The organism is Psychrosphaera algicola (assembly GCF_028401425.1).
GTDB classification, from domain to species: domain Bacteria; phylum Pseudomonadota; class Gammaproteobacteria; order Enterobacterales; family Alteromonadaceae; genus Psychrosphaera; species Psychrosphaera algicola.
In genome coordinates this window covers 4,548,747-4,571,429 of the sequence record NZ_JAQOMS010000002.1, presented here as the reverse complement: position 1 = coordinate 4,571,429, position 22,683 = coordinate 4,548,747, and the positions used below count along the sequence as shown (strand labels likewise).

Here is a 22,683-nt window from a genome sequence, read left to right as displayed (position 1 = left end):
AATGAAAATTCAGTTAGTTGCTGTTGGCACCAAAATGCCCAAGTGGGTAGAAATCGGTTTTGCTGAATATCAGCGCCGATTTCCAAAAGACTGCCAGTTTGACCTCACCGAAATTGCCGCCGGGAAGCGCGGTAAAAACGCAGACATACCTCGTATTTTGCAAGCCGAAGGCGAAAAAATGCTAGCGGCTGTGCCTCAATCAAATCGCATAGTAACGTTAGAAGTTACCGGTAAACCTTGGGATACTCACCAACTGTCTAAGCAACTGAGTCGTTGGCAGATGGACGGCAGAGACGTCAGTCTACTTGTCGGTGGCCCTGAAGGTTTGTCACCTGAGTGTATTCAACGTTCAGAACAAAAATGGTCCCTATCACCTTTAACCTTGCCACATCCGATGGTTCGCGTTATCGTGGCGGAAAGTCTATATCGAGCTTGGAGTTTAAATAATAATCATCCTTATCATAGAGAATGATTTTTATATAATTCAATCATATGCGCCGTAACTCCTATCAAATCCAAGACCATTCTGCTGAAGCAAATTTATTTGCGCGTCGAGCTATAATCTCGTTTGTTTTTGTGGTTTGCATGATGGGTGTATTAATCGGTAATCTCTATTATTTACAAGTCGCTTCTTACCAATCTTACCAAACTCGGTCTAACGACAATCGAATAAAAGTCCAACCGATTGCACCTAATCGTGGCGTAATTAAAGACATTAATGGCAATGTGCTGGCAACCAATGAGCCGACGTTTTCATTGGAGATCATTCCCGAACTCGTCGACGATATGGATGAAACTATCGCTGCGGTTAGTGAGGTTATCGAACTTTCAGAAGAGCACATCAGCGCGTTTAAAAAATCAATAAAATACCAGCGTCGCTTTAAAGGCATGCCGATTAAGACAAAATTGACTGAAAAAGAAGTTGCATCCTTTAGTGTTCACCAACACAAGTTTAGGTGTTTCTATCGAAGCTCGTTTAGCGCGTTATTATCCCTATGATTCATTTCTGACCCATGCAGTAGGTTATGTCGGAAAAATAAATAAAAAAGACATTCATCGCTTAGAACAAAACAGTCAAATTCAAAACTATGCCGCAACACGGAGTATCGGAAAATTAGGAATTGAACGTTTCTACGAGACGCAACTCCACGGCATAACTGGCAGTGAAGAAGTTGAAGTTAACCACCGTAGTCGAGTGATTAGACAACTTAGTGTCACGCCGCCTATTCCTAGCAGCGACTTACACTTGTCCATTGATGTTGAAATGCAAAAAAGGCCCAGAAATTTTAGACGGGAATCGCGGAGCCATTGTCGCAATGGATCCACGCGACGGTTCAATATTAGCTCTGTACAGTAATCCAAGTTATAACCCTAATTACTTTGTTAGTGGTATAAGCCAAAAACTTTATTCTAAGATTGTTAATTCTAAAGACAAACCTATGTTAAACCGGGTAACGCAGGGCCAATATCCACCGGCTTCAACCGTTAAACCACAATTAGCATTACTTGGTTTGCATAACAAATTGATTACCCCCGAAACCACTATATGGGACCCTAGCTATTGGCGATTTCCAAACCTAGATGTTAAACGTCGTTTTAGAGATTGGAAACCGTCCGGTCATGGCCATGTTAACTTGTCATTATCTATCCGCCAATCCTGCGATATTTATTACTATGATTTAGCCTATCGGCTAGGGATCGATGAAATTAGTAAATTTGGGCATCGGTTTGGCTTTGGCAATTACACTGGCATCGACTTAAAAGAAGAATCCAAAGCCAATATGCCTTCGAGGGAATGGAAAAAAGAACGATTTAAGCAACCTTGGTACAAAGGCGATACAATTTCTATTGGTATAGGCCAAGGATATTGGACAGCAACGCCAATTCAACTTGCGATGGCAACATCGGTTATGGTCAACAAAGGTACGGTCATCGAGCCTAGGATCGTCACAGGGATCACTAATCAAGGCGAATATCAAGCAACCCCCGTTAAAATCCGTGAGCCAATTGATGACGTAGAAACTGAAAATTGGGATCTCATTTTAAAGGCCATGTACGATACTGTAAATGCTGATAACGGTACGGCCCGTTCGGCCTTCGTAGGGTCAGTTTATAGTTCTGCGGGAAAAACCGGAACGGCGCAGCTTTTCTCTCTTGGTGAAGACGAAGAGTATGAAGTAGAAAAAGTTGCTGAACGTCAGCGCGATAACGCCATGTATATTGGTTTTGCGCCTTTTGATTCACCGTCAATTGTTATCGTGGTTGCCGTCGAGAATGCTGGCGGTGGTGGTTCTAACGCTGCGCCGATTGCACGGCAAATGATGGATTTGTATTTTGCACTAGGTATTCCGAGTAAACGAAAAGTTGCTCCGTTAATTGATATCGTAGCGCCCGTTTCAACTACAGTTAAGGCCGGAGAATAAGATGGCAAAAACTGAACACGAAAAACGTCGTAGTTCGTTGTTTTTTCGCTTTCATATCGACATTCCGTTATTGCTCGGAATATTGACACTAATGGCGCTGAGTATGTGTGTCGTATATAGTGCCGGCGGTCAAAACATGGATATGGTTATTCGACAAGCGGTTAGACTTGGCATTGGCATCGTTGTGATGATTGTCGTCGCACAAATATCCCCATTTACTTACCAAAAATGGGCACCCCACTTGTATATCCTTGGCGTTGCGTTTTTACTCGCTGTATTGTTATTTGGCGATATGGGTAAAGGAGCCCAACGTTGGCTCGATTTAAAAATCGTTAAATTCCAACCATCTGAAGTAATGAAACTCGCTTTACCTATGATGATGGCGTGGTTTTTAAGTGTATTTACCTTGCCCCCTTCGAGTAAAAATACGCTATTTAGCTTTATAATAATCGCTATTCCAACGCTACTTATTGCCAAACAGCCTGATTTAGGCACCGCCATATTAGTTGCCAGCAGTGGATTTTTTGTGTTGTTTTTGGCGGGTTTAAGGTTTCGGATAATTATCGGTTTGCTCAGTGCATCTGTGCCCTTCCTTTATATCCTCTGGAACTTCTTGATGCATGGATATCAAAAGCAACGTGTGCTTACTTTCTTAAACCCAGAAAGCGATCCACTCGGTTCTGGCTATCATATTATTCAATCAAAAATTGCCATTGGCTCAGGCGGCACAAATGGTAAAGGATTTTTACACGGGACACAGTCGCAACTGGAATTTTTACCAGAACGCCACACCGACTTTATCTTTTCAGTCTTTAGTGAAGAGTTTGGGTTTATTGGGGTTTTAATGCTGATGTCTGTATATGCCTTTATTATCGCCCGAGGTATTTATATTGCGGCTCGGGCTCAAGAAGGCTTTGCTAAATTGCTGGCTGGCAGTTTGATCTTAACCTTTTTTGTTTATCTCTTTGTCAATATTGGAATGGTTTCCGGCCTTCTCCCTGTCGTTGGTGTACCGCTTCCACTCGTCAGTTATGGCGGCACCTCTATTGTGACGTTAATGGCAAGTTTTGGTATTTTAATGGCAATTAGCACCAATAAACGTTTATTAGCGAGTTAACATGAAGTTTGTATTTGTCTTTGTAGCCTTATTATTGGCGTCTTGTACCAGTGGTCGATATGATCACAAACACGATAGCGCACCCGTTCGCCCGCCAACGGCAATGGAACTCGAAGATGCAAAAGTAGTACACGAGCCTGTGGGACGTGGCAATAATCCTTACATCGTTTTTGGAAAAAATACAAACCAATGCGAGATAGGAAACCTTATTCACAGCAAGGCATTGCTTCTTGGTATGGCAAAAAATTCCATGGGCACTTAACCTCAAATGGCGAAGTTTATGACATGTATGCCATGTCGGCGGCGCATAAAACTCTGCCTTTACCTAGCTATGTAAAAGTAACCAACCTTTCAAATAATAAAACCGTAGTGGTCCGAGTGAATGACAGAGGGCCATTTCATGAAAGTCGTATCATTGACTTATCCTATTCAGCGGCAGTGAAAATTGGGGTTTTTGACACCGGTACTGCCAATGTGAAAATCGAAACGATATTACCACCCCTCTCAAACCTAAAAAGCCTACTGTTGCGCTTGAATCGTCACAGTATCAAATAAGAGTTTCTGGGTTTCAATCTCGTGATGAAGTCCGTGATACCGCTGTAGGGCTTAGTCATATGTTACATATTGACTCAAAGTTTATTGACGACTCACATCACCAAACCTTGATAATTGGCCCATTTGGCTCAGAAAAAGATGCCAAGCAGCTTAAACAAAAAGTACATGACTTTGGTTACCCAGAGGCAACATTGGAAGCCTATTCAAAATAGTCGAATTTCCGATTTCAGACTTTTAGATTGCTTACATTTGGGTTCTCGACTTTTAGTACTCTTAATAAGAACATACTATTTATCATGTCGCAGAGCTAAACGGACCCACTTTAGTTTTCGTATTCGTTGTCGTAAATTCGCTTTGACGACCAACAAACAGTTACTTTGACCAGAAACAGTCACGCCTTCGCTCGACATTTGTGTTGCAATCTTCCTCTGGGCTAGGCAATAGGCAAATTTTTGCGTCCATTTAGGCCACCGCATGAATTTATCTCAAACCTTATTTATTTCGTAAAACCCTGAACTCCATAGCCATTAATTTGTCACTTGTTAGGGGTATACCATTAGATTAAACAAATTGTCGGTTATTTCACTGGTCTGCTAGACATGCTTAGCTAACGTGTGGATAATATCGACCCTAAATAACACGCCTCATCCTTTTGTATTTAACTACTGTTATTGGAATTCAATTTTAAAACATGAAAAAATTATTAACTCGAATTATCTTAGTATCTGCCACGGTTTTCACCCTGAACGTTAACGCCAACTTTTTAGTCCCAAACCCGCCTTTAGTTAATGCCAAGGGTTACATTCTAATTGACTTTGACACTGGTAAGGTTCTCGCTGAAAAAAATGCGGATGAGCAACTTAACCCTGCAAGTTTGACAAAAATGATGACGAGTTATGTTATTGGTCGTGAAATTCAAAACGGCACAATTTCATTAACGGACATGGTAACTGTTAGTCACAAAGCCTTAGTCAAAGAACTTCCCAGAATCATCAAAAATGTTCATCGAAGTCGGGAAAGAAGTTTCTGTTTCTGACTTAAATCGGGGCATTATCATTCAATCAGGTAACGACGCATGTGTGGCAATGGCAGAACATATTGCCGGGAGTGAAGATCAGTTTGCACAATTAATGAACTTGTACGCTGAAAAAATTGGCCTACATGATTCTCATTTTGTGAATAGCCATGGCTTAACTGCAGATGGCCACATGACTACCGCCCGCGATATGGCTAAACTTGGTGCCGCTTTAATACGCGACGTTCCTGAAGAATACGCAATCTACCAAGAAAAAGACTTCACGTTTAACAACATTTCTCAAATTAATCGTAACAGTTTGTTATGGGATAAAAGCCTCAATGTAGATGGTATTAAAACCGGTCATACAGACGCTGCTGGTTATTCACTTGTATCATCAGCAACAAAAGGCGAAATGCGCCTTATCGCGGTTGTTATGGGTACCGCAAGTAAGCGAGCGCGTAAAGTTGAAAGCAAAAAGCTATTAAATTACGGATTCCGATTCTTTGAAACTTTAACCGCTTATGAAGCCGGTACTGAGTTTGCCAAGCAAAAAATCTACATGGGCGACAAAGATGAAGTACGTTTAGGTATAAACCAAAGCACCCCAATTACTATCCCTCGTGGTTATAGAGAAAAATTAACAGCAAGTTTCACTCTTGATAAAGAGTTAGAAGCCCCAATTAATAAAGGCGCTGTTGTTGGGACTCTGACGTTAAAAATTGAAGACGAACTCATTACCCAATATCCATTAGTTTCACTCGATGAAGTGAATGAAGGCAGTGTCTTTAAAAAGATAAAAGACTTCGTCAAAAAGAAACTCGACCTATAATAAATACGTTGAGTAACAAAAAACCGGTCTAAAGATCGGTTTTTCGGTTTTATTAAACCTTACCCCTACGAAACATGAGGTTTTAACATGACAGTAAAAGATACGAAATTTGACGAGTTATTGGATTTTCCTTGTCAGCAAACGTTTAAAATCATGGGCGTGGCGCACGACGACTTACCGGTTCACGTCATAACCGTTTTACAAAGGCTCGCTCCGGGTGATTACGTCCCAAAAATAAAGCCGAGCAGTAAAGGCAATTACCATTCACTTTCTATATCGGTAACTGTGACAAGCAAAGACCATATGGAACTTGTTTATAACGAACTTGGTGCACTTGAACTTGTGCGTGTGGTACTTTAGTCGTCATGACCAACCTAAATGACAAGCTTGTTATTCGTCAACTTGGTCGTTCTGATTACGAGCCAATATGGCACAAAATGCAGGACTTTACTGACCGCAGAAACGACGACACCGTCGATGAATTATGGGTGGTCGAGCACAACCCGGTATTTACACAAGGCCAAGCAGGTAAAGAAGAACATTTGTTAAATACCGGTGGAATTCCGGTCATTAAAGTAGACCGTGGTGGTCAAGTCACTTATCACGGTCCCGGCCAACTTGTTGTTTACTTATTGCTTAATTTACGTCGCCGTAAGATAGGTGTTCGTGAATTAGTTACTCAAATTGAACAATCAATTGTCGACTTACTGGCACAATTTGATATTGAAGCATATCCAAAAAAGACGCTCCTAGTGTTTATGTTGATCAGAAAAAGATCGCATCCCTAGGATTGCGGGTTCGTAAAGGTTGCAGTTTTCATGGCCTTGCGTTAAACGTAGATATGGATATGGAACCGTTTTTGCGAATTAATCCATGTGGCTACGCTGGACTTGAAATGGTCCAGTCTAATCAGATTGGCGGGCCTTCCCACGTTTCTGATGCTGCAGATAGACTGACAAAAATACTGGCGCTTTCGCTTAATGCGAAGGACATTGAAATCACACAAGGCATAACGGATCTTGAACAAAGGTTAGTTGAAAAAACGATGAGCAGAATTAAAACATCTCAATTAGAAGCAGGCGTTAAATTACGTGATGCAGACAAAATGGCGCTAATTCCGGTAAAGATCATGCCGACTGAACGCGAAACCATGTTAAGAAAACCTGATTGGTTGAAGATCAGATTGCCTAAGTCGAGCGAAAAATCGACAACATCAAAAAAGCGATGCGTAGCCAAGGGTTAAGTTCTGTATGTGAAGAAGCGTCATGCCCTAACCTGCCAGAATGTTTTACCCACGGCACGGCAACTTTCATGATTCTTGGTGACATTTGTACTCGCCGTTGTCCATTTTGTGACGTTGCTCATGGACGCCCATTGCCTCCAAGTGCTCAAGAGCCAGAAAAGCTCGCCATAACCATCAAAGAAATGGGCCTTAAATATGTTGTTATCACCTCTGTTGACCGTGATGACTTGCGTGACGGCGGTGCCCAACACTTTGCTGATTGTGTGACTGAAATTCGTAAACATAACCCTAGCATTAAAGTTGAAATTTTGGTTCCTGATTTCCGTGGAAGAATGGACACTGCTCTGGAGATTTTAGGGACCGCACCACCGGATGTGTTTAACCACAATTTAGAAACAGCGCCTCGTATGTATCGTTTAGCTCGTCCAGGTGCTAACTACAAGTGGTCACTAGAATTACTTCAAAAATTCAAAGCACAACATCCAGAGGTTGATACTAAATCAGGGCTGATGGTTGGACTTGGTGAAACAAACGAAGAGATAATTGAAGTACTAAAAGATCTTCGCGAGCACGACGTAGACATGTTAACTATTGGCCAGTACTTACAACCAAGTAAACATCACTTACCAGTAGAACGTTATGTACCGCCTGCTGAGTTTGATATCTTTAAAGCTGAAGCTGACAACCTAGGTTTTAAACATGCGGCCTCTGGTCCATTTGTACGCTCTAGTTATCATGCGGACAAACAAGCAGCTGGTGAAGAGGTTAAATAAAAATAGTCGACTGTAAAATCAGTCTCTATTAGATAAAAGGCGCCCATTGCAATCACATTGGGCGCCTTTTTTACATCGCTTTATCGTATAACCAAGATTAATCATTTAATCCTAAAGTTAAAACCTAAAGTGCGATATCACATGAATGATTGCGCACTATTCGCCACAGATGCCATTTTGATAGTTACCTTTGGTTCGAACAATTTCGTTTTCTGTTGGTTCAGTACGAGCGCCTGTGAACAAATCCAATATCACTCGGCGGATATTACTGTCGAGACGTGTCACAACATAACAGTCTGCTGTTGGCTCTTCATGGGTGCCACCAACGCCTGAATCATCGGTTAGGAATATATACCGACTGTGTGTTAGCGCCGCCAAACCGCGCATTACAAACTCAGCTTTTAACGCTACACCACTGGCTGCGATCGGGATGATATGAATTTGCTGTTCACGTGCCTGTTGGCCAAGTTCCCAGGTTGTTATTAACGCTTCGTCGTGTGGTGGCGCGTCAGCGACTAACAACATCATTTTGGTCGCCTGTCCACGCCATTGTTGTTGTAATGCCTCGCCAATACCTCGTTCCATCGCCTCTGGGTAATCACCACCACCATCGTAATTCTGTTCTGACAAGTCATCGAGAATTTGGTCGACATCACTTGATAGGTCAAAGACTCGAGTAACATAAAGATCGCCATCATCACGGTACATAACCAATCCTAAATTAAGGTCAATGCCGCCTAATGAAACTGAGAGTTCATTCAGTATCGAAGCCAGTTCAACTTTAAGATAAGCCAGTTCGTCCCCCATACTTCCTGTTGTATCAATTACCACCATCAAGTCTAACATTGACGGCGAATTTGCAAAGTCTTCTATTTTGAAATCAACAGTACGTTGGTCGCCTAATTCGCTAATTTTTATTGTTTTTGAAACTGAATAAGTATCATAAGTAACCGTAATATCAACCGTATCTGATAGGCTATCTAATGCAGGATAAAGGTGAACCCAACCAGCGCTAGGTGTTGAAAGTGAATACCCAGTATCACTAGACTGTATTGAAATCGTTGCACCACCGAATGGTTTGTCATCCATATCAACAACAGACAATTTAATTGCATTAGTAATATCAAAGGTAGGAAATTCAGAAAATTCTTCTGACCCCTGTAAAATAGAGGTTATATAATCTGAATAAAGTGCAGGATTAAGTAAGTCGTCATAATCGCCAGACGTTAATGTGCCGGCTTGAATTTCGGTTTCCGTACCGGTAGACGGGCTGACTTCTCCAGACCATAAAGCATCAGAATCGACACTTGTTTTGTCTGTGCCATCAGCAACGGGAGTCTCTGTGACGATTTCTGTATCGGAGTCAGCACTTTCAGTAACCACTTCACCACAGCCTCCTAACAAAGCCAATACAAAACACATTGTGGTAATTTTATTCATTCTTTCGTCCTTAATTTAATCCAGTCCATAATCTAGCAGGTCAAGTAACACCATGATGTAATCATTTGTTATCGAATGTTACTTGACCATTAATGCAGCTAGAGCTTGCAACAAGCTTTAAATCCGAATGCGTTTATAACCACAAACGTACGATTAAACACTTACCCGCTTATACGGTCTATATTCTGGTTGCCAGAAGTTTTTATTAATTTTATCGCGTAATTGTTCATCGGATAACGGCAGCGCTAAACCTTGCTCTATAGCAACTTTAGCCACATTAAATGCGATGGTTTTACTTAACTCTGGTAAATCCACCAGCTTAGGTAATAACGCGCCATCATTATTTTCTACAACCGGACTCGCGTCAGCCAAGGTAACACTTGTGGCCATTAACATTTCATCACTAATCAACTTAGCACCGACTGCAATCACACCTAACCCAATACCTAGGAAGATATAAGCATTATTACACTGGGCAATTTCAAACGTTTCTCCATCAACTTCAACTTTACTAAATGGGCTGCCAGTGGCAACGATGGCTTGACCTTTAGTCCATTTCAGAATGTCTTCCGGACGGGCTTCTATTTGTTTAATTGGATTACTTAGTGGGAATATAATCGGTTGTTCTGTGCCTTTTGACATGGCTTTAACAACTTCTTCGGTAAACAATCCTAGTACGCCAGACACCCCGATTAAAATTCCCGGTTTGGCACAATGCATAACATCCAATAAACTTGGGTAGTCACCTGAGTACTGCCAGTCTTTTAGATTTTCTGCACTTTGAGTCAAAACTTGCTGAAAATCTCGTAAGTCCGTCATACCTTCTGAAACCAAACCGTGGCGGTCAATCATAAAGACTTGGCTACGTGCAGTTTTGTCGTCAACCCCTCTGCCTTCATCTGCATAATGATTTGCTCAGCAATCCCACAACCGGCAGAACCAGCACCTACAAACACGACTTTTTGTTCAGATAGTTTTTCGCCTTTTTTGCGACATGCGGCTAACAAGGTTCCAACGGTTACCGCAGCGGTTCCCTGAATATCGTCATTAAAACAACAAACTTCGTCTCGATAACGTTTTAATAATGGCATTGCGTTTGGCTGTGCAAAATCTTCAAATTGGATCATAACGCCAGACCAACGCTTTTGAGCCGCGCGTATAAACCGTTCAACAAACGCATCATATTCCTGTTGAGAAACTCGTTTGTGACGTTCGCCCATATACATTGGGTCGTTTAATAGCTTTTCGTTATTTGTGCCTACGTCTAATGTGATAGGCATAGTATATGCGGGGCTGATCCCACCACAGGCTGTATAGAGACTCAATTTACCAATTGGGATCCCCATACCACCAATACCTTGGTCACCTAAGCCTAAGATCCGTTCGCCGTCGGTAACTACGATAACCTTAACTTTTTGTTTAGTTGCGTTGCGTAGGATATCTTCCATTTGATCGCGTTCGGTATAGGAGATAAACAATCCCCGGTTACTGCGATAAATATCAGAGAATTTCTCACAGGCATCGCCCACCGTCGGGGTGTATATAATCGGCATCATTTCTTCAATATTGCGCTGCAACAATTTAAAAAATAAAGTCTCGTTATTGTCCTGAATTGCACGTAAATAAATGTGTTTGTTGATCGGATCGTCAAAACTTGAAAACTGGCGGTAAGCACGATCGACTTGTTCTTCTATCGTTTCATAACGAGGTGGTAGCAACCCCATCAAGTTAAAATTAGTTCGTTCCAATTTACTAAATGCTGTGCCTTTGTTTAACAACGGCGTTTCAATCAGTGCAGGACCGGAGTGGTGAATATACAGTGCGCTTTTTGGCTCAGGCTGGATCATTACTTTCCTAATTATTATTGTTGTCGGGTATCTGCCTATTTTAGTAATTTTTAGCCATTTGTGAAAGACTTAGCGGTATTAATAGCAATTAATTTTAATTTAGTTAAAAACACCTTTAAAACAAAAAAGCCCCGAGCAATTTATTTGTCCGGGGCTTTTTTGCGTTAGCGTAAACTATCGACCAATTCGGTATATACTCATACTTAATGCAGGTAACGTCGTCGAAATAACCCTGTTTTTCACATTCGCCTTTTTACCATAAATTAATTCAGCTGAATGACCTTCAATTGATTGGGTAAAGTTTTTTCCTCAGTTGCAGAGTTAAAAACAACGATATAGTCTTCGTTATTAGCAAAAGAACGTTTGATCGCAAAAATCCCTGGTTCATCACTTGTTTGTAAAACCGTTTGTTTGCCCTGACGAAGTGCTTTGTGCCCATGGTATAACTCAGCATATTTAGCAAACTGCTGGTAAATAGGATGCGAAGGGTCAAAATTGTCATCGGCTGTGGTTTTACTCGTGCCATACAGATTATTATCATTATACTCTGGCGTCACTGAAGGCATCATGTCTTCGCGCGCACCGCGGTCCCCACCGTCGCCAGTGAATCCCTGCTCATCACCATAATAAATAACAGGAATACCGCGCGCAAAATACATCATCGCATTGGACAATAAAAAGCGTTGTATTTTTTCGTCTTCATCTGCATTTGGCAACGATTGGTCAAGCGTATAAGCAAGTCGTCCCACATCATGGTTACTGACAAAATTCATCAACAGATCAGCAGAGCTATTATGATCTTCGTATTTTACATCATGGCTAAATAAGTCCGCCAAATTGTCAGTGCCTTTTTGACTGGCAAATACATCCTTAACTCGATATTGAAATGCAAAATCTAAAACAGAAGGCATATCACCTGTAGTTGTGTAATGACTTAATACGTCGGTATCACCAGAGAAAACTTCACCAAACACAAAAATTGTGGGATCCCAATAGACTGAGCAAACTCAGTTATCGCGGGAGTAAATTGCTGCCAAAATTCAATATTCACGTGTTTGACGGTATCAATTCGAAAACCGTCTGGTTTAAATTCTTTGATGAGATTATTGAATATTTCTATCATGCCTTTTACAACTTCAGGGTTGTCGGTATCAACATCATCAAGTCCCATAAAGTCACCGTAAACAGAGTTTTCCCCTGCCATGTACTATCACCTTGATTGTGGTAAAACTTAGGGTCATTTAACCATGCAGGGCTTTTTAACTCAGCGGTCCCCTCAGGTAAATATGGTGTATAACCCTTACCAGCTTTTGTATCGGCGACTGAACGATAATCACATAATGCGGTAGAAGTACTAAATTGAGGTTGGTCACTGCCATGGCATTCTTTGAATTTAATCACATCTGCGGTGTGGTTTGTGATGATGTCAAAAAACACTTTTATATTTTTAGCGTGGGCTTTGTCTATAAACTCTTTTAGATCCGCATTGGTACCCAAATGAGGGTCAATTTCCGTAAAATCTAACGGCCAATAACCATGATAACCTGACGAATCGCCCTGCACTGCTTGATTACGGAGGATAGGCGTAAGCCAAATTGCCGAAATCCCTAAATCTTTTAAATAATCTAAACGCTTAGTAAGCCCCTTAATGTCGCCACCATGGTAATGCCCAGTGCTTTTTGGATCGAATCCACCAGAGCTAATTTTGATGGTTTTAGATCCTAAGTCATTGCTCGGGTCACCGTTATCAAATCTGTCTGGCATAACAAAATAAAACACATCATCACGGACATCCCGAGTCAGATAATGTTCTGAAAATTCTATATCGCCCGTAGCGCTTATTTTATCGCTTGCGTCTATTGATGTTTCCATCGAGCTTTTACCGCAACCACTTAACATTAAAAGAGAAGTTGTCACGGCTGCCATGCTAAGTATTTTCATACCTAAATATCGTTTTGTCATAAATTTAAAGCCAAATCCACTGTTGTTGTGACGTCAATTTAGCCGATCACAGGGGGTTTTGGGAACCTATTTACTGATGACTACGTATGCACTTTATGGATGTTAAGCATTTAATATAATTAATTCCTGAAAATAAAATTCTAGAGTCTTGACACTAAACATGTGGTCAGCGACCATTACGGTCCAGAATTTGTCATAGTTGAAGTATATATGTTAGCCAAACGGATCATTCCTTGTTTAGACGTTAAAGACGGTAAAGTTGTTAAAGGTGTTCAATTCAGAAACCATGAAACGATTGGCGACATAGTGCCATTAGCTGAACGTTATGCTGCCGAAGGCGCTGACGAACTTGTCTTTTATGATATTACCGCCTCTAGTGACGCTCGCGTTGTTGATAAAAGTTGGGTTTCTCGAATTGCTGAGGTTATCGATATTCCATTTTGTGTTGCCGGTGGAATTAAGAGTGTTGAGCAAGCCGGTGAAATTTTGGCAATGGGTGCAGACAAAATCTCAATAAACTCCCCAGCCTTGCTAAACCCAAGTTTAATCACTGAGCTGCATGACCGATATGGTCAACAATGCGTTGTAATCGGGATTGATTCGTTTTTAATGCGGAAACTGGTGAGTACGAAGTGTACAAATTTACCGGTGATGAATCTCGAACTCAAAAAGCAGGTTATCGTACACTTGATTGGATAGAAGAAGTGCAGTCTAGAGGCGCAGGAGAAATTGTATTAAATTGCATGAATCAAGATGGCGTTCGTAAAGGATATGACATCGAACAACTCGCTAAAGTTCGTGAGAAATGCAAAGTCCCTCTCATTGCTTCTGGTGGCGCTGGTGAAATGTCGCATTTCTATGACGTTTACCAACAAGCTGGTGTCGACGGAGCCCTTGCGGCGTCAGTATTCCATAAAAAATCATCGACATTCAAGAGCTAAAATCGTATTTAATTAGCAACAATATTCCAATCAGAACCTAATAGTTAACGGAGCGAGTTTACCTAATTCGCTCCTTTTATCATCAAGAACATTTTGTCGCAAAGTCAGTTCCACTGCCTGCTAGGGGTTTAGTGAAACTGATTTAACTAAGGTTTTGTCAGGCGAAGTAACTTACCACTGTCGGTGATCAAATATATCCGGCCAACGTCATCCAATTCAATATCTCTAATTCGCTCGCCGCGGTCTTTTAAATACACTTCTTGTTTCACTACTGACACTTGACCATTTTTATCGTTTAATCTAACAACTCTCATCTGCGTAAACTTTAACGCTGTTGCCAATATATGGCCATTTAGATCAGGGAACATTGCGCCATAATAAACCAACATAGATGACGGCGCGATGGACGGTGTCCATTGCAATAAAGGCTGTTCCATCCCCGCTTTATGAGTTAAATCACTGATGATATCCCCAGAGTAATCAACACCATAGGTAATTGCAGGCCAGCCATAGTTTTTCCCAGCCTGGATGATATTAATTTCATCACCGCCTTTCGGGCCATGTTCGTTAGAAAATAGAATTTTGCGTTTGTTGTCAAAAAACATGCCCTGTGGATTACGGTGCCCATAGGAATATATTTCAGGCAGTGTGTTCTTTTTACCAATAAACGGATTATCTGCCGGAATAGAACCATCGTCATAAAGCCGTATAATTTTACCAAGGTGTGAGTTTAGTTCCTGAGCTTGTTCTTTGTAGAGGTAACCGTCTCCAACCCCAAAAACCATTGAATTATCTGCTAAAAAGCTAATTCGCCCTGCGTAGTGCAACGCTTGTTTTTTAGTCGGGGAAGCCATAAAAAGTGTTTTTACGTCGACAAACTCAGATCCCGTAAATTTTGTTCGGATAAGTTTAGTGTAGTTTTTCGTCGCCGTCCCTTCACCAAATGTAAAGTAAACGTACTTGTTTGATGCATAATTAGGGTGAGCATATACATCTAACAAGCCTCCTTGGCCAACATTATAAACGGAGGGTAAACCTTGAAGTGCAGGCAGCATAGTTTTGCCATCATAGAGTCGCACATCACCATCTCGTTCAGTAATTAACATTTTGCCACTGCCTATGTGACTTATGCCCCAGGGCCGCTGCAAATCGTCGGCTAATACGTCTACTTTAAAGTCGAATTCAGCATGACTGTAAATACTAACCACAGCCAACATACTCAAAATCATTTTTAACATATTGGTTCCTAGATAGTTATGAAATTAGCTCATCAATGTTTGGCATATGACTCTAACAAAAAATACCAATTAGTGCCCATCGGTTATGCTCTATCAGACAAACACTAATGATATAAACTCTACATTCAACCGCTGTTACTTAAATCGCAATTAATTATTTTCGTTTTGGCTGAAAATAATCTTCATTTAAATAAAAATCAGGATGTTCATTATCAGAATACCAGTTAGGTACGCCTAACAATGGCAGCGGGAATAACTTTTGATTGTCGTTAAGGGCACCGGATTTAATATATTTTGCTAGTCTTTCGTCCACCATTCGATATTGAACGTTTAATGGTAACGACAACAACTCAGCACTCATCTCTAGCGCTAGCCATTTTCCGGTTAAGCCGATATACGGTTTTGTTAACATCTCATAATTTGCATGACCAAACTGAAACACACCAACCCCGTCGGCTTTAGCGCAGTGCCAAAGTTCGCGATTATCAACAAACGTTTCAGTCCATTGATGCGACTCCAATTTAGTTAAAACCTCTTTGTTTGTCGTTACCAATACGACTCCGCATTCATCAAACAAAGTTAAGGCGTTTCGTAATTTAGAACGTTGTTCCTTGCCATTTTTTGGATGTCGTCAAAGTGCAATTTGTTAATTAACGCTTTAGTCTGCGGGAACAAACTCCATGTTAACGCGCCAAACACATCATGCCACGACTGTTCACGAGTCGGTATTTTACCGGTTGTGTAAATAACTTCTTCGTAGGCCACAGCGCTAAAGTTTTCGCTGACCTTTTGCGGCACAAATTCAATCGCTTTGTTATTTAGATTGGTAATGTCGTAAGGAAAAAGCGTCGCAAGCTCTTCACACGTTGGCCAGTTAGACCACTCGTCAAAGGCGACCAATCGATTAATATCGTCAAAAACACCTTGCGCTGCAAAGTCAGTGGTCCAATGGGTAAGTGGTTGGAATTTTTTCATTATTAAAGGTTACGCTTATTAAATACTTCCTCAATCAATAACTTAAAACAATATAATCGAGGATAAAATCGAATAAACTGAGTATATCAGAAACGAAAAGTTTACACTTTCCAATATCTGAATTACTGCAGCATTATTTGCCACACGGTTCGCCTTGCGTATACTGATGAAGTTAAATGTTTCATTTTAAAACATTGCATTTATAGGAAATTGTTCATGTTTCGACACCCAGCTTTAAGAAAATGGATTGTTGCTTTATCCGTTGTAACAAGTCCATTGTTTGCTGCCAATGACAAAATGTCAGCTGCATACCTTTCTATTTCTGATCAAGACCTCGCCACTCACGTTAAAGAAATTGCCTCAGACAAATACATGGGCCGATTGCCTACTGGTCCGGGAGAGCAATTAATGCTTGATTATTTAACGACTAATTTTAAAAAATATGGTTTTCAACTATGAAATGGCGACAGTTTTTTACAACCTGTTGATTTGGTCGAAATCGTTGCAAGTGAAGACCAAGTATTAACACTTGGCAATAAAAATATCAATTTAGAAAAGACATGGTCATGGGCACCAGTCGCACAAGTGAACTTGAAAAACTAAAAACTCAGAGCTTGTTTTTGTAGGTTATGGCATTAACGCACCAGAATATAACTGGAATGACTACGCCAATGTCGATATGAAAGGCAAAACCGCCGTTATACTTGTCAACGATCCGGGGTTTGAATCCGGCGACGACAGTAAATTCCAAGGTAAAACCATGACCTATTACGGTCGTTGGACATACAAATATGAAGAAGCGAGCCGTCAAGGTGCTGCCGGAGCTATTATCATTCATGAAACAGCGCCGGCATCATATGGCTGGAGCGTCGTAGAAAATAGCTGGACAGGCCCGCAATATGGACTTTGGAAAGACGACGGTAATAAGAGTCGAGTCGCCGTTGAAGGTTGGATCCAGCGTAATGTTGCCGTAGAGCTATTTAATCAGGCTGGACTCGATTTTGAAACTTACAAAAAACAAGCGATGAAAAAGCCAACAGCCGTAAAATTGAATGGTTTAAAAGCTTCGGTCGTTGTTAATTCAAAAGTAAAAAAATCAACCAGCTATAACTTTATTGCAACCCTACCCGGCGCTAAACGCCCTGACGAACACATCATTTACACCGCCCACTGGGATCATATTGGTTTTGACGACACTAAAAAAGGCGACAAAATCTATAATGGGGCCCATGACAATGCTACGGGCATTGCTGGCTTATTGGAGTTAGGACAAGCATTCAGCATATTAAAAAATCGGCCTGACCGCTCAATTACTGTGCTGGCCGTTACAGCGGAAGAGCAAGGTTTGTTAGGCTCTAAGTTTTATGCTGAAAACCCAATTATCCCACTGAATAAATCCGTCGCGAATATCAATATGGACAGTCTTAATATTCTTGGAAAAGTCAAAGAAGTGGCTGTTCAAGGCTTAGGTAAATCAGAACTCGACAATTACCTTACTGTTGCTGCAGCAAAACAAAACCGAACTTTAATTAAAGGTAAAAACCCATCTGCGGGTTACTATTATCGCTCGGATCATTTTAACTTTGCCAAAGTGGGTGTTCCAGCCCTTTACGCTGGCAATGGCGAAACCCCTGTCGATGAAAAAACGGCGAAATACAGTAAAAAATGAAGTTGGTTGTGCGCGGTTGTTACCACCAACCATGTGATGAATATCGTCGTAATTGGGACCTCACCGGAGCGCAACAAGACGTACAGCTCTTTTTCGATATTGGCTATTCATTATCGACAAACGAAGACTGGCCAAAATGGTCAAAAACGTCCGAGTTTCAACGTTCAAAATAGTCAGATATTTAGTATTGTCTAATCTTCTGCGGCCCTTTCAATACGGGCCGCTTCAATCGAGTCCCAACCTCTAAAATTGTTCAATAAGTCTTCGTTTAATCGCCTACATTTATTAATTGCACAAAAATCACTTGGCATAATTTAAAGTTTATGACAGTGTGCGATAAGAGTTAAAGTACTAACTCTAATTACACTTATACAACTGCTTAGGCCAGTGACCGCGCCAAAGTCAAACCTAAGCACCGTGATTTTGATTATTAATTTTTGGAGTACAACACCTATGTGTTCGATTTTTGGAATTCTGGACATCACTACTGATGCCACAGAATTGCGCCCTAAAGCGTTAGAATTATCTGGTTTATTACGTCACCGTGGCCCTGATTGGTCTGGTATTTGGAGTAACGACAATGCGATTTTAGCCCATGAGCGGTTAGCGATTGTCGATTTAGAGAATGGCGCGCAACCTCTATTAAATAATAATCGAAATCACATATTAGCCGTTAATGGCGAAATTTATAACCACAAAGAATTGCAGGCCGAACTGACCGTCGACTATCAATTTCAAACCCAATCTGACTGTGAAATCATTTTAGCGCTATATGAACAGGAAGGTTTAGGGTTTATCGACAAGCTTAAAGGCATGTTCGCGTTTATCTTAGTTGATGAAACAGATAACAGTTACCTAATTGCACGTGATCACATGGGGATCATCCCTCTGTATTATGGTTATGACATGCATGGTCAACTGTATGTGGCTTCTGAAATGAAAGCACTTGTACCAGTTTGTCGTACCGTAACTGAATTTCCTCCTAGCCATTACTGGTCAAGCCGTGACGGCAAAATTACGCCATATTATTCGCGTGACTGGAGAGAGTTTGACAACGTTAAAGACAACAAAGGTTCTGCAAAGGAAATTCACGACGCATTATCTAACGCTGTTAAGTCTCATATGATGTCTGACGTACCATACGGCGTATTACTTTCAGGTGGCCTTGATTCATCTGTAATCTCTGCTGTTGCGCAAAAATACGCGCAAAAACGCATTGAAGATGATGGCCAATCAAAAGCTTGGTGGCCACAACTGCATTCATTTGCTGTTGGTCTTGAAGGCGCACCGGATTTAATCGCAGCGAAAAAAGTTGCCGACGCGATTGGTACGATCCACCACGAAGTGCATTACACTGTACAAGAAGGTATCGACGCCATTCGTGACGTTATTTACCATTTAGAGACATACGATGTAACAACTATCCGTGCCTCTACTCCAATGTATTTGATGGCGCGTAAAATCAAAGCGATGGGCATTAAAATGGTTCTTTCTGGTGAAGGTGCAGATGAAGTGTTTGGTGGTTATTTGTATTTCCACAAAGCACCAAATGCAAAAGAATTCCATGAAGAAACCATTCGTAAATTAGACCGTTTGCACATGTTTGACTGTGCTCGTGCTAATAAAGCTATGTCGGCATGGGGTGTTGAAGCCCGTGTACCATTCTTAGACAAAGAATTCTTGGATATCGCAATGTCGATAAACCCTGAACTAAAACTTTGTGGAAGCAATGGTAAAATGGAAAAACACGTTTTACGTGAAGCGTTCGAAGGTTATTTACCTGAAGAAGTATTGTGGCGTCAAAAAGAACAGTTCTCTGACGGCGTTGGCTACAGTTGGATTGATTCTCTTGTTGAAGCAGCGGAATCTAATGTGACTGACCAAATGATGGCAAGCGCGGAATATCGCTTCCCTCATAACACACCACAATCTAAAGAAGCGTATCATTACCGCACAATTTTTGAAGCGCACTTCCCATTAGATTCAGCAGCTGAATGTGTCCCTAGCGGTAAGTCAGTTGCATGTTCAACGCCTGAAGCGATTGCATGGGATGCTAAATTTGCAGCCAATGCTGACCCATCTGGCCGTGCTATGTTTGATGTTCACTCGTCAGGATATAACGACAAATCGTAATACCGACATAACACAAAACAAACATTAGAAACGGCGCTCAATTAGCGCCGTTTTTTATACCTATTTAATCAAACTGTACAATCTGCTGGAATAAGAAAACAAGAAGTTATTATTAATGTATTAACGGAATCAAAAAAGGAAACATTATGATTATCATTTATGGAATTAAAGAAACGTTAAACCCAATAAAAGCCACTCTATCTGATGTCATCCACGCGAGCCTTGTCGCCGTATTAGGATTGCCTGAAGATAAACGTATTCAACGATTTATGCCGATGGACGCTGATAATTTTTATTACCCAAGTGACCGAAGCGCCCAATATACCATCATTGAAATTAACATGATGGAAGGACGCACCATAGAAACCAAAAAAGCGCTAATCAAGCACCTATTCACGTCGATTGAATCGACATTAGGTATCAAACCTATTGATGTCGAGATTACCATTCATGAGCAACCAAAACATTGCTGGGGATTTAGAGGCATTACTGGAGATGAAGCAAACACCTTAAGCTACAAGGTAGATGTTTAACACACAACGAATTGCAATTGATTTCAGGGACTAGCTTTAAATGAAAAAAGCCAGTGTGTGCGCACTGGCTTTGACTTCCAACATAAACAAAAACTGCTCTATTAACTTCGATGTTAATAAACCAAAAATTAAACTACCACGTCGTAGTTTAATCTTGATTTGGTACGGATATAAATACCAAAGGCCTGTAATCCAAAGTATTTAATGTGTCATACCAAACCACGGAAAGATAATGACACACCGCAAAATTTAAGTCAAATGATAATGATTCGTATTTACATTTTATTTTATTACTTTACAATACGGCTCTGAAATCAATTTATTAAGTAAGGTCCACCGTGTTAATCAGTCAAATTGAAACTCTAATGGCAGACATGTCAGAACTATTTATCGTTCCGGTACTATTTTTAATTTGCGGCATGTTCATCTATGCCCTTTTTGAACTGGGTAAGTTTATTTCCCAATCAATATTACGTCGTAAACATTCGGTACAGTACGAAACAAGTTTAAAACAAGGACTAGCCAAACCTATTGCAGGTTACCCAATTCATAATTATTTTATTGCCAACCCTCAATGTGATGAAGATGAAGTCGATGTGTTTGCTTTAAAGCAGTTGGAGTCATTAAGGATCGTCACTAAATTGAGCCCAATGTTAGGCTTAATTGCAACAATGATCCCAATGGGACCGGCACTAAAAGCACTTGCTGATGGTAATATTCAAGGGATAAGTGAAAACCTCATCATTGCTTTCGCTGCGGTTATTTGGGGATTATTGGTTTCGACCATTACATTTTGGCCTGCGTCAGTTAAAAAGCGCTGGTACGCCACTGAGCTGATCAATATTCGCAAATTCAGACGCAATGATGATCAAGTGACAACAAATGAACCTGAATTTGAAACCGAGCTTGTACAAGGAGCTGCGTAATGCGTTTGCTCAATGAAGACGAAGAATTAAACCCAATGAGCAGTGCGGTCAATTTGGTGGATGTATTTTTGGTAATCATAGCGGCCCTACTCATTGCCTTAGCCCAAAACCCGCTAAGCGTGTTTTCTAGTGATGATGTCACCGTCATAAAAAATGCCGGTAAACCAAATATGGAGGTTATTGTTAAAAAAGGAAAAGAAATTAAAGAATACAAGTCCACTGGGGAAATGGGCTCAGGTGAGGGGTCACGTGCTGGGGTTGCCTACAAAATGGCAGATGGCAGTTTTGTTTATGTCCCTGAAGATGGTGACACAAAAACGATCCCCGAAAAATAGTCAACCTAATAATTAATCGCTGAAAGCAAAACCAGCATGTAATACCAACACAATTTATTGCCCTTTTGTTATGTTAAATTAACTCACCACAAACCGCATAAAAATGGCTTAAAAATGACGTAAGAAAGTTACTGCGACATTGCATAAAAAAACCGCCTCTTTATGGCGGTTTTTTAACTTTTATAAAACTAAATTTGTAATAAAATCGTCAAGTTGGTGAAATAAACAGCAAACAAACCAGTTAGCACTGGAAAAATAAAATAAGAGGGCCATAGTTATTAATGAGCGTATGCTCTGCATATCTAAGGACAAAGTTTTATGAAGATAAATATTTCTGGTCATCACCTCAGTGTTAAAGATTCTATTAAAGAACATGTTGAGGAAAAACTAGCAAAAATCAGTGAGCACTTTCCTGAACTTATTTCGACAAACGTCATTCTCACTATAGATAACAAGAAAAATGCGATTGCTGAATTTGAAACCGTATATCACGGACACAAAGTCGCAGTTAAAGATTCAAAGGACAATATTACTGTTGCCATAAACAGAGCAACCGATAAGCTTCACCGTGTATTAGTCGACCGAAAAGGTATCGAACAAGCCGCACGCAACGATAAAATAGAAGAAGTAGAGCAAGATCATACCCATGAACATCTGCAAAACTTGCAGCTAAATTAATCTCACTTCCAAAAAAAAACGCTAGGTTCTATCCTAGCGTTTTGATTT

Annotated in this window: 14 protein-coding genes and 9 pseudogenes; 16 read left to right on the top strand and 7 right to left on the bottom strand. The window is 40.7% G+C overall.

Annotated elements, in window-relative coordinates; all coding sequences use genetic code 11:
- Nucleotide 1 precedes the first annotated feature (1 nt).
- From rlmH to lipA, 9 genes and pseudogenes are all read left to right on the top strand, one after another.
- On the top strand, nt 2-472 hold the full coding sequence (gene rlmH / locus PN838_RS25055) for a 23S rRNA (pseudouridine(1915)-N(3))-methyltransferase RlmH (protein ID WP_272182398.1): 471 nt from the start codon (nt 2-4) through the stop codon (nt 470-472).
- Nucleotides 473-492: 20 nt separating this feature from the next.
- Nucleotides 493-2,423: pseudogene (gene mrdA, locus PN838_RS25050) on the top strand (penicillin-binding protein 2).
- Nucleotide 2,424: 1 nt separating this feature from the next.
- Nucleotides 2,425-3,540, top strand: coding sequence for a rod shape-determining protein RodA (rodA, locus tag PN838_RS25045; RefSeq protein ID WP_272182397.1), 1,116 nt, complete (start codon nt 2,425-2,427; stop codon nt 3,538-3,540).
- Between the two features lies 1 nt (nt 3,541).
- Nucleotides 3,542-4,032, top strand: a pseudogene (locus PN838_RS25040) (septal ring lytic transglycosylase RlpA family protein); the annotation flags it as partial.
- 122 nt (nt 4,033-4,154) lie between these two features.
- Nucleotides 4,155-4,307 (top strand): hypothetical protein, encoded by a 153-nt coding sequence (locus tag PN838_RS25035; protein WP_272182396.1) that lies wholly within the window; start codon nt 4,155-4,157, stop codon nt 4,305-4,307.
- Between the two features lie 479 nt (nt 4,308-4,786).
- Nucleotides 4,787-5,942, top strand: a pseudogene (locus PN838_RS25030) (serine hydrolase).
- A gap of 87 nt (nt 5,943-6,029) precedes the next feature.
- On the top strand, nt 6,030-6,302 hold the full coding sequence (ybeD, locus tag PN838_RS25025) for a DUF493 family protein YbeD (protein ID WP_215964757.1): 273 nt from the start codon (nt 6,030-6,032) through the stop codon (nt 6,300-6,302).
- Between the two features lie 5 nt (nt 6,303-6,307).
- Nucleotides 6,308-6,877: pseudogene (lipB, locus tag PN838_RS25020) on the top strand (lipoyl(octanoyl) transferase LipB); the annotation flags it as partial.
- 110 nt (nt 6,878-6,987) lie between these two features.
- Nucleotides 6,988-7,958, top strand: a pseudogene (gene lipA / locus PN838_RS25015) (lipoyl synthase).
- Between the two features lie 156 nt (nt 7,959-8,114).
- Here the strand turns inward: lipA and PN838_RS25010 are convergent.
- The 5 genes and pseudogenes from PN838_RS25010 to PN838_RS24990 form a co-directional block, all read right to left on the bottom strand.
- A complete protein-coding gene (locus PN838_RS25010; RefSeq protein ID WP_272182395.1) occupies nt 8,115-9,398 on the bottom strand; it encodes a vWA domain-containing protein in 1,284 nt (427 codons plus the stop codon).
- A gap of 153 nt (nt 9,399-9,551) precedes the next feature.
- Nucleotides 9,552-11,245 (bottom strand): annotated as a pseudogene (locus PN838_RS25005) (NAD-dependent malic enzyme).
- A 263-nt stretch (nt 11,246-11,508) separates the two neighbouring features.
- Nucleotides 11,509-12,219 (bottom strand): alpha-amylase family glycosyl hydrolase, encoded by a 711-nt coding sequence (locus tag PN838_RS25000; RefSeq protein ID WP_272182394.1) that lies wholly within the window; start codon nt 12,217-12,219, stop codon nt 11,509-11,511.
- Nucleotides 12,180-12,416, bottom strand: coding sequence for an alpha-amylase family glycosyl hydrolase (locus tag PN838_RS24995; protein ID WP_272182393.1), 237 nt, complete (start codon nt 12,414-12,416; stop codon nt 12,180-12,182). The genes PN838_RS25000 and PN838_RS24995 overlap by 40 nt, the downstream gene beginning before the upstream one ends.
- A complete protein-coding gene (locus tag PN838_RS24990) occupies nt 12,374-13,207 on the bottom strand; it encodes an alpha-amylase family glycosyl hydrolase (protein ID WP_272182392.1) in 834 nt (277 codons plus the stop codon). The genes PN838_RS24995 and PN838_RS24990 overlap by 43 nt, the downstream gene beginning before the upstream one ends.
- Before the next feature lie 210 nt (nt 13,208-13,417).
- On the opposite strand from PN838_RS24990, the pseudogene hisF reads away from it, so the two are divergent.
- Nucleotides 13,418-14,189, top strand: a pseudogene (gene hisF, locus PN838_RS24985) (imidazole glycerol phosphate synthase subunit HisF).
- A gap of 105 nt (nt 14,190-14,294) precedes the next feature.
- On the opposite strand, the gene PN838_RS24980 reads toward hisF, so the two are convergent.
- Nucleotides 14,295-15,386 carry a PQQ-dependent sugar dehydrogenase gene (locus PN838_RS24980; protein ID WP_272182391.1) on the bottom strand — a complete coding sequence of 364 codons (1,092 nt, stop codon included), beginning with the start codon at nt 15,384-15,386 and terminating at the stop codon, nt 14,295-14,297.
- A gap of 154 nt (nt 15,387-15,540) precedes the next feature.
- Nucleotides 15,541-16,361, bottom strand: a pseudogene (locus tag PN838_RS24975) (DUF3025 domain-containing protein).
- A 297-nt stretch (nt 16,362-16,658) separates the two neighbouring features.
- On the opposite strand from PN838_RS24975, the pseudogene PN838_RS24970 reads away from it, so the two are divergent.
- The 6 genes and pseudogenes from PN838_RS24970 to hpf all read left to right on the top strand — a co-directional run bounded on the left by PN838_RS24970 (nt 16,659) and on the right by hpf (nt 22,635).
- Nucleotides 16,659-18,203 (top strand): annotated as a pseudogene (locus PN838_RS24970) (M28 family metallopeptidase).
- 280 nt (nt 18,204-18,483) lie between these two features.
- Nucleotides 18,484-20,163, top strand: a complete 1,680-nt coding sequence (asnB, locus tag PN838_RS24965) for an asparagine synthase B (protein ID WP_272182390.1) — start codon at nt 18,484-18,486, stop codon at nt 20,161-20,163.
- A 146-nt stretch (nt 20,164-20,309) separates the two neighbouring features.
- Nucleotides 20,310-20,696, top strand: coding sequence for a tautomerase family protein (locus tag PN838_RS24960; protein ID WP_272182389.1), 387 nt, complete (start codon nt 20,310-20,312; stop codon nt 20,694-20,696).
- Nucleotides 20,697-21,061: 365 nt separating this feature from the next.
- A complete protein-coding gene (locus PN838_RS24955) occupies nt 21,062-21,622 on the top strand; it encodes a MotA/TolQ/ExbB proton channel family protein (protein ID WP_252736570.1) in 561 nt (186 codons plus the stop codon).
- Nucleotides 21,622-21,957 (top strand): DUF2149 domain-containing protein, encoded by a 336-nt coding sequence (locus PN838_RS24950; protein WP_272182388.1) that lies wholly within the window; start codon nt 21,622-21,624, stop codon nt 21,955-21,957. The genes PN838_RS24955 and PN838_RS24950 overlap by 1 nt, the downstream gene beginning before the upstream one ends.
- Before the next feature lie 318 nt (nt 21,958-22,275).
- Nucleotides 22,276-22,635, top strand: a complete 360-nt coding sequence (gene hpf, locus PN838_RS24945) for a ribosome hibernation-promoting factor, HPF/YfiA family (RefSeq protein WP_215964745.1) — start codon at nt 22,276-22,278, stop codon at nt 22,633-22,635.
- The last annotated feature ends 48 nt before the right edge of the window (nt 22,636-22,683 follow it).